10 protein-coding genes are annotated in these 16640 nt (G+C 55.3%); 7 read left to right on the top strand and 3 right to left on the bottom strand.

Annotated features, from left to right (window positions below):
* On the top strand, nucleotides 1–1953 hold the full coding sequence (cysN, locus tag OSO_RS0114320; protein WP_010583961.1) for a sulfate adenylyltransferase subunit CysN: 1953 nt from the start codon (nucleotides 1–3) through the stop codon (nucleotides 1951–1953).
* A 277-nt stretch (nucleotides 1954–2230) separates the two neighbouring features.
* Here cysN and dinB read toward each other — a convergent pair whose 3' ends face one another.
* Complete coding sequence (gene dinB / locus OSO_RS43515; RefSeq protein ID WP_202799935.1) at nucleotides 2231–3301, bottom strand: DNA polymerase IV; 1071 nt, start codon at nucleotides 3299–3301, stop codon at nucleotides 2231–2233.
* A gap of 1255 nt (nucleotides 3302–4556) precedes the next feature.
* Between dinB and OSO_RS0114310 the strand changes: the two genes are divergently transcribed.
* Together OSO_RS0114310 and OSO_RS0114295 are read left to right on the top strand one after the other, a co-directional pair.
* Nucleotides 4557–4868: a hypothetical protein gene (locus OSO_RS0114310; RefSeq protein WP_010583958.1), complete on the top strand. Its 312-nt coding sequence runs from the start codon at nucleotides 4557–4559 to the stop codon at nucleotides 4866–4868.
* A 1601-nt stretch (nucleotides 4869–6469) separates the two neighbouring features.
* Nucleotides 6470–7378 (top strand): restriction endonuclease, encoded by a 909-nt coding sequence (locus OSO_RS0114295; RefSeq protein WP_010583956.1) that lies wholly within the window; start codon nucleotides 6470–6472, stop codon nucleotides 7376–7378.
* Between the two features lie 175 nt (nucleotides 7379–7553).
* Here the strand turns inward: OSO_RS0114295 and darG are convergent, their stop codons facing one another.
* Nucleotides 7554–8651: a type II toxin-antitoxin system antitoxin DNA ADP-ribosyl glycohydrolase DarG gene (gene darG, locus OSO_RS0114290; protein ID WP_202799934.1), complete on the bottom strand. Its 1098-nt coding sequence runs from the start codon at nucleotides 8649–8651 to the stop codon at nucleotides 7554–7556.
* On the bottom strand, nucleotides 8626–9279 hold the full coding sequence (gene darT, locus OSO_RS0114285; protein ID WP_010583954.1) for a type II toxin-antitoxin system toxin DNA ADP-ribosyl transferase DarT: 654 nt from the start codon (nucleotides 9277–9279) through the stop codon (nucleotides 8626–8628). The genes darG and darT overlap by 26 nt, the downstream gene beginning before the upstream one ends.
* Before the next feature lie 435 nt (nucleotides 9280–9714).
* Between darT and OSO_RS0114275 the strand changes: the two genes are divergently transcribed.
* The 4 genes from OSO_RS0114275 to OSO_RS0114260 are packed head-to-tail and all read left to right on the top strand — an operon-like array spanning nucleotide 9715 to nucleotide 16625.
* Nucleotides 9715–11286, top strand: a complete 1572-nt coding sequence (locus tag OSO_RS0114275) for a class I SAM-dependent DNA methyltransferase (RefSeq protein ID WP_010583953.1) — start codon at nucleotides 9715–9717, stop codon at nucleotides 11284–11286.
* Entirely contained in the window at nucleotides 11276–12595 is a 1320-nt protein-coding gene (locus OSO_RS43510; RefSeq protein WP_010583952.1) for a restriction endonuclease subunit S, read from the top strand. The genes OSO_RS0114275 and OSO_RS43510 overlap by 11 nt, the downstream gene beginning before the upstream one ends.
* Nucleotides 12592–13461, top strand: a complete 870-nt coding sequence (locus OSO_RS43505; RefSeq protein WP_010583951.1) for a hypothetical protein — start codon at nucleotides 12592–12594, stop codon at nucleotides 13459–13461. Before OSO_RS43510 ends, OSO_RS43505 begins: the two co-directional genes overlap by 4 nt.
* A gap of 35 nt (nucleotides 13462–13496) precedes the next feature.
* On the top strand, nucleotides 13497–16625 hold the full coding sequence (locus OSO_RS0114260) for a type I restriction endonuclease subunit R (protein WP_010583950.1): 3129 nt from the start codon (nucleotides 13497–13499) through the stop codon (nucleotides 16623–16625).
* Nucleotides 16626–16640: the final 15 nt, after the last annotated feature.

Raw genomic sequence — 16640 nt, 5'->3', positions numbered from 1 at the left:
ATGCAAGCTGTTGATCTGAGTCAGGAAGATATTCACGCCTACCTCGCGCGCCATCAAAATAAGGAACTTCTGCGCTTCCTCACCTGTGGAAGCGTCGACGATGGCAAAAGTACGCTCATCGGCCGCCTGCTGCATGACACCAAGACGATTTACGAGGATCAGCTCGCCGCCGTGAAACGCGACAGCGAGAAGGTCGGAACCACGGGCGCTGGCGAGATCGACCTCGCCCTGTTGACCGACGGCCTGAAAGCCGAACGTGAGCAGGGGATCACGATCGATGTGGCCTATCGCTATTTCTCGACCGATCGCCGCAAATTCATCATTGCGGATACGCCCGGTCACGATCAGTACACACGCAACATGGCGACCGGCGCCTCGACGTGCCAATTGGCAATTATTCTCATCGATGCCCGCTACGGCGTCATGACCCAGACCCGCCGGCATTCGTACATCGTGTCGCTGCTGGGAATCCGGCACGTGGTCGTCGCCATCAACAAGATGGACCTTGTTGATAATTCTCGTGAGGTCTTCGAACGCATCAAGAATGACTACACCGGTTTCGTCGCCAAACTGGATCTGCACGACATCACCTTCATCCCCATGTCGGCGCTGAAGGGTGATAATGTCGTAACCAAGAGCGATTCAATGCCGTGGTATTCCGGGCCGCCACTGCTGGACTACCTCGAGACAGTGCATATCGCTGGCGACCGCAATCTCACCGACCTGCGCTTCCCGGTCCAGTACGTCATTCGTCCCGATCTCAATTTCCGCGGCTTTGCGGGCACGATCGCATCCGGCGTCCTGCACAAGGGCGACGAGGTCATGCTGCTTCCCTCGGGCAAACGCACCAAAGTGAAGTCGATCGTGACCTACGACGGCGAGCTCGAAGAAGCGTTCGCGCCTCAGGCGGTGACGGTGACGTTGACCGAAGAGGTCGACCTCAGTCGCGGCGACATGCTGGTGCTGCCGGGCAACCTGCCGCAAGTCAGCAGTGAGATCCAGGCCATGGTCGTCTGGATGGCCGAGCAACCGCTTGTCCCCGGTCGCCCGTATACCTTGAAGCAGACCACCAAACAGGTGACGGCCGAGGTCGCGGCATTCCGCTATGGCGTCGACGTCAACACTCTGGAGCATCGGCCTATCGAAAGGCTCGGTCTGAATGAAGTGGGTTACGTGCAGTTTAGCCTGACGCAGGCACTCGCGTGTGACCCCTACCGGACCAATCCAGCCACGGGTGCATTCATCCTGATCGACCGACTGTCGAATAACACGGTCGGGGCGGGAATGATCGTCGAAACCGGCAGCGGCCGAGTTTCTGGCGATGCGTGGGAAGCCGAACCCGAAGTGCGCGTTAAACCGCGTGAGAGCCTGATTGATCCGGTGGAGCGTGAGCAACGTTACGGTCAATTGCCCGTGACGGTTCTTCTCGTGGGTTTGACCGGAAGCGGCAAGAGCCGCATCGCGTTCGGGCTGGAACGTCGCTTGTGGGACGAGGGCCGAGCCGTCACGGTCTTGTACGGCCAGACCATGCGTCAAGGTCTGAACCGCGACTTGGGGTTCACGGCAGACGACCGCTCGGAAAACCTGCGAAGGTCGGCCGAGGTCGCAAAGTTAATGAACGAAGCCGGGGTGATCACCATCGGTGCCTTCGTGGCACCTCATGAGGCGGTGCGCGAGAAGGTCAAGCAGTTGATCGGCCGCGACCGTGTCCTGGAGATCTACTGCACGGCGCCGATGGACGTCCTGCGAGCCCGTGACCAGTACGGCATGTACCAGATGGCCGATGCGGGCAAGATCGCGCAAATGCCGGGTGTGAGCGCTGCGTTCGAGGAACCGAAAACTCCGGACCTTGTGCTGCAGACCGATAAGCTAAGCGTCGAAGAAAGCGTCAGCCGCATCATCGAATTGATGCGGTCGAAGGGCTATTTGACGGGTGACCGCAGCAGCTCGTGAGAATCGCTGAGTTGCGTCGTTTTGCATGAAAAAGGGGACTGGAACCGGGGACGGAGCCAGTTCCCTTTTCTCGTTCGGCACTCTCCATGGGAAGCACCAGCCCGTGGGAATAAGGGGACTGGCTCCGCCCGCGGTGCCTGTCCCCTTATTCCCACACGAAGTGCGTGTCGCAGCGAGTTCAAACCGGACATCACCTCCTACGGGCCAAAGCCCCACCCCTTCCACCAGCCGAGCCCAGAGCAGACCGCAGGGCTGGGTTATCGTCCCTCGCAAGCCCTCATTCATCAAATCCCAGATTCAGTTGGTGAGCCTTGCCGTCTATTTTCGGCCTGAAATTCGAGATCCCGACTCCAACCAGTCGAATCGCTTGCCGCAGCGGAAACACAGAGCGCACGAGCCCGACGCAGATTTCTCGCAGCAGTTCAGGGCGATCAACGTACTCGCGTTCGCTGCGACTTCGAGTGATCCGCTGAAAATCAGCGAATCGAAATTTCACCGTGACGGTCCGACCAAACATCTGCGTCCCGTCGCACCATTGCCAAACATCCTCCGCCAAGGCCAGCACCTGTGCTTCAATGTCAGCAAGCTGTTCGAGATCTTGGCGGAACGTCGTTTCTGAACTGAACGATTTTCGAATGCGGGCATGTTCGACGGATCTGGAATCCTCACCGCGTGCGATCCCGTAATACCATTCCCCAATCCTGCCAAAGTGCTGCCGCAGTAGCTCCACCGATTGAGCTTTCAGGTCGGCACCTGTATGGATTCCCAGGTCACTCATCTTCTTGGCTGTGACGGGTCCGATCCCATGAAATCGGCTGACGGACAATCCCGCCAAGAACGCTTCTGCATCGCCGGGCAAGATGGCGAACTGACTGTTCGGTTTTTTGTACCCCGACGCCAGCTTGGCCAGAAACTTATTGAACGACACCCCTGCCGATGCCGTGAGTCCCGTGAGTTCAAAGATTCGAGCCCGAATTTCGCGAGCGGTCATCCAGGCCGTGGTCTCACCCTGCAGGCTTTCGGTCACATCCAGATAGGCTTCATCAAACGCAACCGGCTCGACCTTGGGGGTGTATTCGTAGTAGATCTGTTTGATGTCGTGCGAAATTGAGCGGTAGACGTCGAACCGTGGCGCCACGAAAATCAGTTCTGGACATCGGCTTCGTGCTGCGGCCGAGGACATCGCAGAACGAACTCCAAACGTACGTGCTTCATAACTGGCCGCGGCGACAACACCTCGTTGTTCGGAATATCCCACCGCCACGGGCTTCCCACGGAGGTCAGGGCGATCCCGTTGTTCAACGGACGCATAAAACGCGTCCATATCGATGTGAATGATCTTTCGCACGATTGACCCAAAGGCAACTCAACAGCACCACGTCTTGCGAACGTACTGGCCATTCCATCGTACCTGCCCGGACGACGACACCGCTCAATTTCGTTCAAACTGTTTTTTGCGCCGAATTGCCAAACAACAACGCCAAGCCAATCTAAAATTTGAACATGTTGATCGGTTTGATCATTTCGTTTTAGATCGTCGTGATGGGAAACAACTTAAGTCTTCTTGCTCAAGATGCTTGAATGAACGCCTTGATCAACATCCGTCTGCTTCCTGTTGAGCGAGCAGGTCGAGTTCTCTCGCGGCAACGCCACCGCCGGCAACGGGGTAAGACGCATTGCCCTCGCGAGACGATCGCTGTTGTGCGTGATGCAGCACATTATTAAAGGCTCCTTTCTGACGGTGGCTCGTGCTAACAACGCGATGAAACAAAGGGGACTGGCTCCGCCCAGGTGCCTGTCCCCTTTGTTTCATCCCACTATGAGCAACTAGTGAAAATCACGAGAACAATCTCCGCCCAGCCTCAAAAACCCCACGCCACTATGAACGTCCAGGTGCCCGCCCCGCTGAGTTCAACAGGCAACTCCTCTTCGAGCCAACCGCGAATCCCGAGCGTGCTCGCGCCACGCGTCCTCAACAAAGCGTCCTAGACATTCACGGAAAACGACCGCGAGTTGATCTTACGATCTCCCTCGTTCCTGTCATGACCAATTCGGTCCAATCTTCCAAACGTTTAGAAGACTCGTCGAGATGAAAGGCGTCTTCGCTGGCATTCACAGCCTGTTGCAAAAGGGGGACTGGCTCCGCCCTGGGTGCCTGTCCCCCTTTTGCAACGAACCGCGCACCCGCAGCCAATCACAAGGACTCACTCCGCCCAGATCCCAAAAACGCCATGACGGCCTGCACACCACGCACCCTGTCCCTCCGATTGCAACGCACCGCTCAAGAGCGTGCGGTTTCTTGGTGGACATTCATCGGAGTTCGCATAATATTCGGGCGCAACCGTTCACAGCCCGAAGAGAGGGGTACAGGCACATTTTCCAGGTTCAACTGGAATCCACAGTGCATCGACGAGAGTCAGCCTTCCTTTACTGCGGGAAAATGAGCCAGTCCCCGGCCTGTGAACGCATAACATTCGGGCGCAATGAAATTGGACAGAAACGTGGATCAGGTCGACTTCGCCGCGGATTGAAATCACGGGGACGGGCTCTTTCCCAGGTGCCTGTCCCCATGATTTCAACACGGCAATGCTGAGGAATGTGGTATGGGAAAAGCAGGAAAACGAGACTGGGGCCGGATTCGTCAGACGTTTAAGGACGCGCTGCCAGACAAGGCGGACTTCAATCGTGTGGATAGTCTCAATCTGCTGATGTTTTTGGCTCACAATCCCAACGAGGGATTGCTGATTCAGGACCTGGAAGTCCGACTTCCGGATTTGGGTCCCAAAGTAGAATCAATCGTCTCGAAGTTGGTCGCGTTGGGGCTGGTGAAAAGTTCCCTGCAGCGCGGCACTCAGCTTTCGCCCAAGGCGATCGAACTGATGTCCGCCCCGCCTCAGGAGGAAGAAGAGGAGTAATCGCCGCTGAGGAGCATCGAGCGAATCCGATGGGGGATTTTGTTCGACGAGCAATCGTCGTTCACCGATTTGCCCGCACGGGGGAGTTTTTATTTGTCCTCGTTTCCAAGCGCCCGCTTGGCGACGCTTCCGATACATCAGGCGGGTGTACGCCGGTTCGATGTCACCTTCCTGCTTGGCAGGACATGGGAGTGCAAGAAGTGTTACCAAGCGGAGCTTGGTAACAAGGGAAAAGCGATACGCAAATTGATCGAGCGCGTTGCCGTGAGCGTCGCGTCGCGATCGATGAACAATCTGCCTGGGTCTGAATGGTCGGCCTTACAGGCCTTCTTATGCTGCGGGGGATGATGACCCAGCCCGCCGGAGACCTTGCGGTCTCCTTTGGACTGGGCTGGTGGAATGATTGGGCCGTTGGCCCGCAAGAAATGCGGCGGCGGCGTCCCATTTGCCGAGTAAACATCGTTCAGGGCGTCACCCGCACGGGGGATTTTCGTTTCCTCATTTGTCCTCGTTGCCAAGCTCCCGCTTGGCAACGCTTCCGATACATCAGAAGTGTGTATGTCGGTCCGAGGCCACGCTCCTGTTCGGGAGGACATGGTAGCGCAAGAGGCGTTACCAAGCGGAGCTTGGTAACGAGGGGACACGAGGAAACGAGGGACATACCGGGGAGCTTGGTGACGAGGGACGATGAAAAAATCATGGCGTTTCCCTCGTTGCCAAGCTCCTGCTTGGCGACGCTTCCGACACATCGGGAGTGTGTACGTCGGTCCGAGGTCGCTCTCCTGTTCGGCAGGACATGGGAGCGCAAGAGGCGTCACCAAGCGGAGCTTGGTAACGAGGGGACACGAGGGGACACGAGGGAAACGAGGGAAACGAGGGAAAACACCGGCGAGCTTGGTGACGAGGACCGATGAAAAAATCATGGCATTTCTTGCGGGCCAACGGCCCAGCCATTCCACCAGCCCAGCCCAAAGGAGGCCGCAGGACTCCGACGGGCTGGGGCATGGCCCCCCGAAATCCGTGAAGGCCCGTAGGGCCGGCCAGTCTCTTTCCTCAGACATCCCTGACGCTGGTCATGTCACCGATCCATCGACGTGATCGAGCACCCAATTGGGCCGCCCCCTGCAAACATTCGCAAGAGGCGTCACCAAGCGGAGCTTGGTAACGAGGGGAGAACGAGAGGAAACGAATGACGGGAACGTCGTTCAGGGAGTGGCCCGCACCAGTGAGCCCCACGTCGCTCACGAAGGAGATGTCCGCACGATCTGCGTCCCTCTGACCACCACAACGTGGTGGAGTGAACAAGCCCAGGGGTGCGATCGTTTCGATCGCTCCCCTGGGTATGACCATCGTCAAAATTTTGCTCTGTCAGGGAGGGCGGCGGGACTCAATCGACACCCGATTTCGATTGCTCCTTTGCCCTTACAGGGCAACCCTTTGGGATGGCAAGTCGCAGGGGAGCGATCGAAACGATCGCACCCCTGAAGGAGAATATCCTTGTTGTCACCCGTTCCAGAAAATCATTTGTCAGAACATGTTTTTCGGAAACGGCTTGATATCCTGCCGGAACAACTTTTGTCCTCCGTTGAACACGAGTTCCGATGTCTATTCCCGATTACCAAGATTGCATGCTGCCGATTCTAGAATTGATCTCTGATGGCCGAGAGCATCGGATGAACGATCTGACGCGCAGAATCGCGGATCGGTTCGAACTTTCGGAACCCGATCGCACGGAAGTTTTGCCCAGTGGTTCCCAAACCGTGATTGCCAACCGCGTTGGCTGGGCCAAAACCTATCTTAAAAAAGCCGGACTACTGGCGAATCCGGTGCGAGGAATCGTCAAGATCACAGCCGCAGGAACCGAAGTTCTCGCAAAACGTCCTTCCCGGATTGGGAATGAACTGCTGCAACAGTACCCCTCGTTCAACGAGTTTTTGAACCGCGAAGCGGTTGCGAATTCAAGTTCATCCGCCCCCGATCAGTCCTCGACACCCGAAGAATCGATCGATACGGGTTATCGGGAACTGAACGCGGCGCTTGCCGATGAACTGCTGGAGAAGGTTCGCAACTGCTCACCCCGTTTCTTCGAGCAGCTGGTTGTCGATTTGTTAGTCGCCATGGGCTACGGCGGTTCACTGAAGGACGCTGGCCAAGCGATTGGAAAGTCCGGAGATGGCGGGATCGATGGAATGATCAAAGAAGACAAACTCGGACTCGATGTCGTCTGCGTTCAGGCCAAGCGCTGGAACCAGACGGTCGGCCGTCCAGAGGTGCAAGCATTCGCAGGCAGCATGGAAGGGGTCAGAGCCAAGAAGGGTGTTCTGATCACGACCTCGAGTTTCTCAAAAGAAGCTCAAGACTACATACAACGTATCGAGCGCAAGATCGTCCTGCTCGACGGAAAAACCCTGACGAACCTGATGATCGAACATGGCGTCGGCGTCGAGATGGTTCGAACGTATGTCATCCGAAAGATCAATTTCGACTACTTTGAGAATGACATTGGATAGGCGGAGAGGGTTCAGTACCGATCGCAACTGTGGCGCGCAGCGCCCGCCGAGCTAGGCGCGTTCTGCAAGGCGAAATTGGTGGCGGGCCGCGCGGAGCGCTGAGAACGACTTGTCTTCCCCAGGGGGTGTGCTTCAATTGATGATTGCGCACGCTTCGCAGGTGAGCTACTTCGGCCTAGGTTCCAATGAACCCGTTTGCCAACAATCGTTCCCATGCAACTCGAATGTGCTCTTTCGCAAACATTTTCTTCTTACGCGGATTCCACTGTTGAATAAGGCGCACAGCATCGTCAATTGTTGTCGCTCGATGCTCTTCGTGCTTCGCAACCCAATGAACGCTCGCAAGCAATTCCATTCCAAAGGCAGTCTCGAAGCCACCAATCAATTTTTCCACTCGCTGCAGTCGTGACTGAACTCCTTGATCGGAGGCAAGCACTGCTTTCGCCTTGTCGAGAGCGCCTCTCATGGGCTGCAGAATCTTTTCGGGTTCCTCGGAGGCGTCGCCGAATCCCGTGATGAAGTGCCCTTCTAATTTCCGAAGAACGAACCGAAGCTTTTTGGAGTACGGTCCGTATGTCCCCTTGGTGTAGTCGAGCTCGGTCGGTTGCCCAGCTTCCTCCAGGAAATACATAAATTTGTGTACTTCGAGAAGAGTAACAACATCATCCATTAGCGCTGATAGGTACCTCCTCATCAGTTCAAGGAGGGCCGCATTAACTGTAGTTAAGTTTGGCGTTTTCGAAACGACGGCCATCTTCGATGCGTCTGGCTTTCCTACTGGCTCGAATACGAGAATTCGCACATTCAAAAGTGATTTGAGGACAGTTTCGATCTCATTCTTGACTTGAGACCATCCCAGTCCTCCAAGACCGCAGCCAAGCGGAGGTACTGCAATTGACTTGATATTGAGGCGTTCGATTTCTGATCGCAATGAAGCGAGGCCAGTCTGAATATATTCAAGCTTTGAATCACCTTTCCAATGTTTTTTGGTTGGAAAGTTAATAACGTATTTTGGCCCCGTAAGCGTTTTGAGCGCCACGGTAAAGACGCTTCCGACCTGCAATTCACCGGACTTGCATGCGTCCTCGTAAGGCTTCATGATCTCCGGATACTCCCTGGAGAACTGCAATGCGATCCCTTTTCCCATCACACCGACGGTATTCACCGTGTTGACGAGCGCGTCGACTTCAGCGTCGAACAAATTGCCCTTCACAAACTCGATCATCATAAACTTCCGACTAATTGGATCAGTAATACCAGCCGCGCTCTTCAATTACGGCGGGCTTGTGTTCGGTGCTTTCTAAGATTCCTTTGACGCGGCGTGCGACAGCGTCGTTAATTACCCCAATTTTTGTGACCGCTGACCAAGGGAAGCAGTCATGAACGAGAAACTCCGCCATTTTTTTCGTCATGAAAGATCGCTCGATATTTTGTCCTCGCCACCATTTCGCATTCACGGCATCCCAGTTGACGAACGTGCGCAGTTGAGAAAGGTCATTGCAAAATTGCGCAAACCCCGCGCCTGCGTTGTTGTCTGAGAATGCCCATCTCTGTCCAGGCGTCGCGAATATCGACGTCTGGATAGTTGACGCAAGATGGATAATTTCCTCTTGCCCTCCTTGGTATTCCAGGTCTGAACTTTTCATATGGATGAAATACAGCATTGGTGACCTTGGGCAAAAATAGAACGGCACATAGTCGCCCACAAAAGTCCCAGGATGGCAATGAACAGGCAATTCCTCCATGCGTCTTTGCTTGATGTGGCTCAGGCCGATCATCGTGCGATCATCGCGAACGCCCACGAGCCTGCGGTCTGACCAGAGGCAGCCATCATCGATGATCCCGCTGAGGTTGTTGACATGCGTGATGTGATAAATGTCGATCGGTGGTAGCTCGGTCATTCGTTTCCTCATGATGGGCAGGCCATCATGAGCATAACATGCCGAGCCTAGCAATTGGATTGCAGCGACGATGTTTCTCAGTTTTTGGCCGTTTCTGCAACTCCAGTCATAAGTCATTTCCGGAAAAACCCTTGCTCCCTAGACTTTGGCTTTGGCACACCCAAATTTTCCTGATTGTCGACTGCAAAGTCGCTTCGATTTTTTGTCGAATCCGACGATGCTCTCGCGCTGAATCAACTTCGAGTTCGAATCACTGTCAAAAACAGTCCCGCAGTTTTTTGGCCTGGAGTCCATTGCTTCCTTAACTGGTTGATGCGATTTAGGACTCGCTCGACCATGACGCATTACCCATTCGTTGATTTCTCTCATCTGCTGACCGTACCATCCTGTTTCAGAATGGTTCAGGCAAATATGTACAGCATTTGATGAGACGCAATGGCGAAGAAACGCTCGGCGCAGAACGCGAATGGCAAGGGGAGTGGTGCAAACCTCGGGTTTGAGGCGAAGCTTTGGCTTTCTGCTGACAAACTCCGAAACAACATGGACGCGGCAGAGTACAAGCATGTTGTGCTCGGTCTAATCTTCTTGAAGTACATTTCGGACACGTTCGACGAACACCACGCGAAACTGGTCGCGGGCGACGGTGACTTCGAAGGGGCGAATCCGGAGGACAAGGATGAGTACCTGGCCGCCAATGTCTTCTGGGTGCCGAAGGAAGCTCGCTGGGCGTACCTCCAATCGCGAGCGAAGCTTCCCAGCATCGGCAAGGATGTCGATGACGCGATGGTCGCGATTGAACGTGACAACCCGCGACTGAAGGCGGCGCTCAACAAGAACTACGGCCGCGCCGATCTCGACAAACACCGCCTTGGTGAGCTAATTGACCTGATCGGCTCCATCCAGCTCATCGACGTCGCCAACCGGTCCAAGGATTTGCTTGGCCGAGTCTTTGAGTACTTCCTCACGCAGTTCGCCAGCGCCGAAGGTAAGAACGGCGGCCAGTTCTACACGCCTTCCTGTATCGTGCGCCTGCTTGTCGAGATGCTCGCGCCGTACAAGGGGCGCATCTACGATCCCTGCTGCGGGTCCGGCGGGATGTTCGTCCAGTCTGAGAAATTCGTCGAGGCTCACGGGGGCAAGCTCGGCGACATTAGCGTGTATGGCCAGGAGAGTAACCCGACCACTCGACGCCTGGCGATCATGAACTTGGCGCTTCGTGGCATCGAGGCCGACTTCGGTATCGAGAATGCCGATACGTTCCGTCGCGATCTTCACCCTGATTTGCGTGCAGACTTCGTGCTCGCGAATCCGCCGTTCAATGATTCGGACTGGTTTCGAAAGGATGATGATGTGCGATGGAAGTTTGGGGTGCCGCCCAAGGGAAGTGCGAACTTCGCTTGGGTCCAGCACTTCATTCACCATCTCGCGCCGAACGGTTTCGCTGGATTCGTTCTCGCCAACGGGAGCATGAGCAGCAATCAATCCGGTGAAGGTGAGATTCGCAAAGCGATTGTCGATGCAGATCTCGTCGACTGCATGGTCGCGATGCCGGGACAGCTCTTCTACAGCACGCCGATCCCCGTTTGTCTGTGGTTTCTCGCCAGAAATAAGGACGATGGCAAGCGACGAAATCGCAAGGGTGAGACGCTCTTCATCGACGCCCGAAAGCTCGGCGTGATGTTTGATCGAGTGCATCGCGACCTGACTAATGACAACATCGCGCTTATCGCCGACAAGTATCACTCCTGGCGCGGCGACAAGGGTCACGTGAAATATGCGGATGTAGCCGGATTCTGCAAATCAACCATCGCTTCGGAGATCGCCGAGCATGACTATGTGCTGACACCGGGACGTTACGTGGGTGCCGAAGCGGTCGAGGAGGACGACGAACCGTTTGATGGAAAGATGAAGCGGTTGGTCGCCGAATTGAACATACAGTTCGCCGAGTCCGCCAAGCTGGAAGCTGCGATCAAGGCGAACCTGGAGGACTTGGGATATGGCGACTAGTAATCCAGGATTTCAACTTGGTGAACGATGCTTAGTGAAATCTAGCAAACGAGTCTTCGCCGAAGAGTACGTCGAGGTGGGTATACCATTTTTGCGATCGAAGGATGTCATTGATAAAGCGTTGGGTGTCTTTAGCCACTATGACCTGTTCATTTCGGAGGAACGATATCGCGATCTGAAAGACTCCCACGGCTCGCCACGTAAAGGAGATGTGCTGATCAGTTCCGTCGGAAACAGATCCGGCCAATCCTATGTTGTTCAAGATGAGGGCGACTTCTATTTCAAAGATGGAAACATACTATGGCTAAGCGATTTTACTGATCTAGATGCGCGTTGCCTTTCGTATTGGCTGAAATCCAGCCTTGGGCAGCATTCACTCGCATCGGTTATGATAGGCAGCGCGCAGAAGGCCCTGACGATCGACGCACTGCGAAAACTGCGAGTTACGCTTCCTGGATTTTCCGAACAAAGAGCGATCGCGAACATTCTTGGCGTGCTGGACGAAAAGATCGATTTGAACCGGCGGATGAACGCGACGCTGGAGGGTATTGCGCGAGCGATCTTTCAGAGTTGGTTCGTTGATTTCGACCCGGTTCGGGCGGAGCCTATCAACACCGCTCACGAGATGGGCAAGCGCGTCGCCGAATCGCTTTTTCCTGACAGTTTCGAGAATTCTTCGCTTGGACCGATTCCCAAGGGGTGGCGAGTCGCAAGGGTACGCGATTGCTGTGCGAACATCGGAAATGGCGGCACTCCCAAGCGTGATGTCCCGGATTATTGGATTCCAGGAAGCATACCATGGCTGACCTCTGGCGAAGTCCGACAGAGCATCGTCACTTCAACTGAGGCTTATATCTCTCAGCGCGGCCTTGAAAACAGCAGCGCCAAACTGTGGCCGATCTGGACGACAGTCGTTGCACTTTACGGAGCAACTGCTGGGCAAACATGTTTAGTTGCTACCGAACTCTGCGCGAACCAAGCATGTTGCGGGCTAATCGCAAAGCCAAACCATCGCTTTTTCAACTACTTTTATCTTTCTTCTTCTGTCGAACAAATGGAACGTCAAGCTCGAGGATCGGCACAGCAGAATTTGAGTAAACAGATCGTTGAAGACCTGCCGGTGGTAATCGCTCCCGATGCGGTATTGAGTGAATTTGAACTAAGAGTCTCGCCAATGGTCGATCGATGGATTGCTAACCTTCGAGAATCGAAGACGCTTGAAGCAATTCGCGACGCTTTGCTTCCGAAACTCTTGTCAGGCGAGATCAGAGTCGCCGACGCCGAACGTCGATTGCAGGAATCAATATGAACGAACTTAAGTATGCCAAGCACGAACGTCTCTGGCTCAAGACTGACTCTCCCTTCAATGAGAACTGGCTTCAGGAGCTAATCGCTGACGATCCGACGATTTTAGGCTTGGGGCAGCTGGAGCTCTTGCAGTCGGAGCGAACGCAGGATCGCGCAGGCCGCCTCGACTTACTCCTAGTCGATCCGCAGAAAAATCGTCGGTACGAAGTTGAAATCATGTTGGGTGCCGCTGATCCCAGCCACATCATGCGGTGCATCGAATATTGGGATATCGAACGAAGGCGATACCCATTCTATGATCACGTCGCCGTACTGGTGGCTGAAGACATTACGGGTCGGTATCTCAATCTTCTCGGGTTGTTTGCCGGTTCAATCCCACTGATCGTAATTCAACTCAACGCCTTGAAGATTGGTGAGCACATCGTTCTCGATTTCGTTCAGGTGCTCAATCAAACTTCGCTTCGGCGTGATGACACGACGCAAGCGACACCTCGCGGATCGACGCGTGAGGCATGGCTGACATACGCAGGAGAGATGATTCTCGGTCTGATTGATCAGATGCTCCTGATGACGAACGAAAAGGCAACGGTAAAACTCCAGTTGAACTATTTGAAGCAATATATTGGCCTGAAAGACGGAGCGCGAAGTCGCAATTTTATTTACTTCGTTCCCCGCACGAAATTTGTTTACCTTCAAGTGATGGAGGATATCGGGGAAAGCTGGCCCGCTCGCCTTGAGGAGGCTGGCATACCAGTCACGCAGGATGGTTCAAAGTTGCAAATTACGATCGAGCCCGATGGATTCGCGAAACAGGAGGTAATCATCCGCGAACTGCTACATGCGGCAGTTGCCAGTTACGAGGCATAACTCATCCGTCGATTGCGGCTCCTTGAGGCATCGAAATGTCACTGTTCGAATCTCACGTCGAAGAAGCATCGCTGAGTTGGTTTGGCGAACTTGGCTATTCCATCGGCCACGGCCCTGACATGGCCCCCGACCAAGCGAGCGCCGAGCGTGCATCCTTCGGAGACGTGGTTCTCGTCGGACGCCTTCGTGATGCAATCGATCGGCTCAATCCAAGCATCCCTCCCGAAGCGCGAGAGGAAGCACTTCAATCCGTCCTTCATCCTGACGCGGCAATCGCTTCGCGAATCAATCGCGCCTTCCACGAGACGCTACGCGATGGAGTCGAGGTCGAATACAAGCGGCCGGATGGCTCCGTCGCGGGCGATCACGTGCGCCTCGTGGACTTTGGCGATGTCACCAAAAACGACTGGCTCGCGGTCAATCAGTTCACCGTGATTGAAAGCCATCACAATCGTCGACCTGACATCGTCGTTTTCGTGAACGGCTTGCCACTGGCAATACTGGAACTGAAGAACGCGGCGGATGAGGAAGCGACGATCTGGACGGCCTACTCGCAGTTGCAGACGTACAAAGCCGAGATCCCCTCGCTGTTGAACTTCAATGAACTGCTCGTGGTCAGCGATGGATTGCAGGCTCGCATCGGATCGCTCACTGCCAACCAGGAATGGTTCAAGGTCTGGAGAACGATTGACGGTGAATCAGACGCGCCGAAAGCGACGCTCGAACTGGAGGTCCTGATTCGCGGAGTGTTCGAGCGTCAGCGATTTCTCGACATGCTCCAACACTTCATCGTGTTTGAGGAAGATCCTGACAGCGGTTCACTGAACAAGATCGTCGCTGGCTACCACCAGTTCCACGCAGTGAACGCGGCACTCGAAGAAACTGTTCGCGCCAGCGGAATGGGGAAATCAGCTCGCCAGGCAGGGGGCAAGCCAGGCGATCGTCGCGCGGGTGTTGTTTGGCACACGCAGGGGAGTGGCAAGAGCTATTCCATGCTCTTCTATGCCGCTCGCGTGGTTCGTCATCCGCCGATGGAGAATCCGACGCTCGTCGTGCTGACTGACAGAAACGACCTCGACGAGCAATTGTTCGGTCAGTTCCAACGTTGTCACGAAATCCTCGGCCAGACACCGGTTCAGGCTGCGAACCGCGAACATCTGCGTCAACTCCTTTCCGTGGCAAGCGGCGGCGTGGTCTTCACGACGATCCAGAAGTTCCTGCCCGAAAAAGATGAGCGGATGCCGATGCTCAGCGATCGGCAAAATATCGTCGTCATCGCGGATGAAGCGCACCGAAGCCAGTATGACGTGATCGACGGGCTGGCCAGGAATCTGCGTGATGCGGTGCCGAACGCGTCATTTATCGGCTTCACTGGCACGCCGATCGAAAAAAAGGACGCTAACACGCGTGCGGTCTTCGGAAACTACATCTCGATCTATGACATCCAGCAAGCCGTTGCGGACAAGGCCACCGTGCCGATTTACTATGAAAGCCGGATCGCGAAACTTTCGCTGAATGAGGCTCAACTCCCGAGGATCGACGCGGAGTTCGACGAGATTACCGAAGGCGAAGAGGAGTCGAATCGCGACAAGCTCAAATCGAAGTGGGCCGCAATTGAAGCCCTGGTCGGAAGCCCCAACCGTATCGCACTTGTCGCGAAGGATCTCGTCGCACACTTCGAGAAGCGAGTCGAAGCGATGGACGGTAAGGCGATGGTCGTCTGCATGAGTCGCCGAATCTGCATCGAACTACATAACGCCATCCTCGCGCTCCGCCCTGGCTGGGCCAGCGCCAAGGACGACGACAAAGAAGTCGAGAACCGCCAGGACTGCGTCGTTAAAGTCATCATGACCGGCGGTGCCGACGATGGCCCCAACTGGCAACCGCACATCCGCAACAAGGAAAAACGTAAAAAGCTGGCGACCCGCTTTAAGGATACAAAGGATCCGTTCCGCATCGTGATCGTGCGCGATATGTGGTTGACGGGTTTCGACGCGCCGTGTCTGCATACGATGTACGCCGACAAACCGATGCAGGGCCACGGGCTGATGCAGGCGATCGCACGCGTAAACCGAGTCTTTCGCGACAAGCCTGGCGGGCTGGTGGTCGATTACCTCGGTCTCGCCGACCAGTTGAAGCAAGCCCTCGCAACGTACACCGAAAGCGGCGGGAAGGGCGATCCAACTTACGACACGCAGCGAGCCATTGAAGCGATGCTCGAAAAGTACGGCATCGCCACGGCCATGCTCCACGGCGTCAATTGGGACAAGTGGACCACCGGCACTGCTCCGGAACGGCTTTCGCTGATTCCCGCCGGGCAGGAAGTCATTCTCGGTCAGAAGGACGGTAAAAAGCGATTCGTTCAGGTCGTCACGGAACTGTCGCAGGCGTTCGCTTTGTGCGCCGCCAGTGATGAAGCGATTGAACTTCGCGACGACGTTTCGTACTTCCAGGCGATTCAGGCCGCACTCAATAAGCAAAGTACTGGAAGTCGAAAAACTCCCGAGCAACTGGACGCCGCCGTGCGCCAGCTCGTGTCTAAGGCGATCACAACCGATGGCCAGGTAATCGACGTCTTCACGGCCGCCGGTCTCCCGAAGCCCGATATCAGTATCCTTTCCGACCAGTTCCTCGCGGAGGTTCGGGGCCTGAAGCACAAGAACGTCGCCGCCGAGCTTCTCGAAAAACTCTTGAAAGGCGAAATCAAGATACGTGCGAAGCGGAGTCTCGTTCAGTCCCAGTTATTCAGCGAGAAACTGAAGAAAACGCTCAACGCGTACCACAATCGGGCGATCGCGACGCAGGAAGTCATCGACGAACTGATCAAGCTTGCCAAGGAGATGGAAGCCGCCGGAAAACGCGGTGAAGACCTCGGTCTGACCGACGACGAGATCGCATTCTATGACGCGCTGGCGACGAACGAATCCGCCGTTCAAGCGATGGGCGACGATAAGCTCAAAGTGATCGCCGCCGAGCTCATCACGCAAGTTCGCAAAAGCGTCACGATCGACTGGACCCTCCGCGAAGGCGCGAGGGCCAAAATCCGTGTCATGGTCAAACGCATTCTCAACAAGTACGGCTATCCGCCGGACCTCCAAGAAGAAGCTGTCAAAATTGTGCTGATGCAGGCTGAGCTACTTTGCGCCGACTGGGCTGAAGTTTGATCTCGTACTCGTGAT

Source organism: Schlesneria paludicola DSM 18645, from assembly GCF_000255655.1.
Classification (GTDB): domain Bacteria; phylum Planctomycetota; class Planctomycetia; order Planctomycetales; family Planctomycetaceae; genus Schlesneria; species Schlesneria paludicola.
Note: the sequence above shows the minus strand (reverse complement) of the source record. Positions and strands in the feature narration are given on the sequence as shown.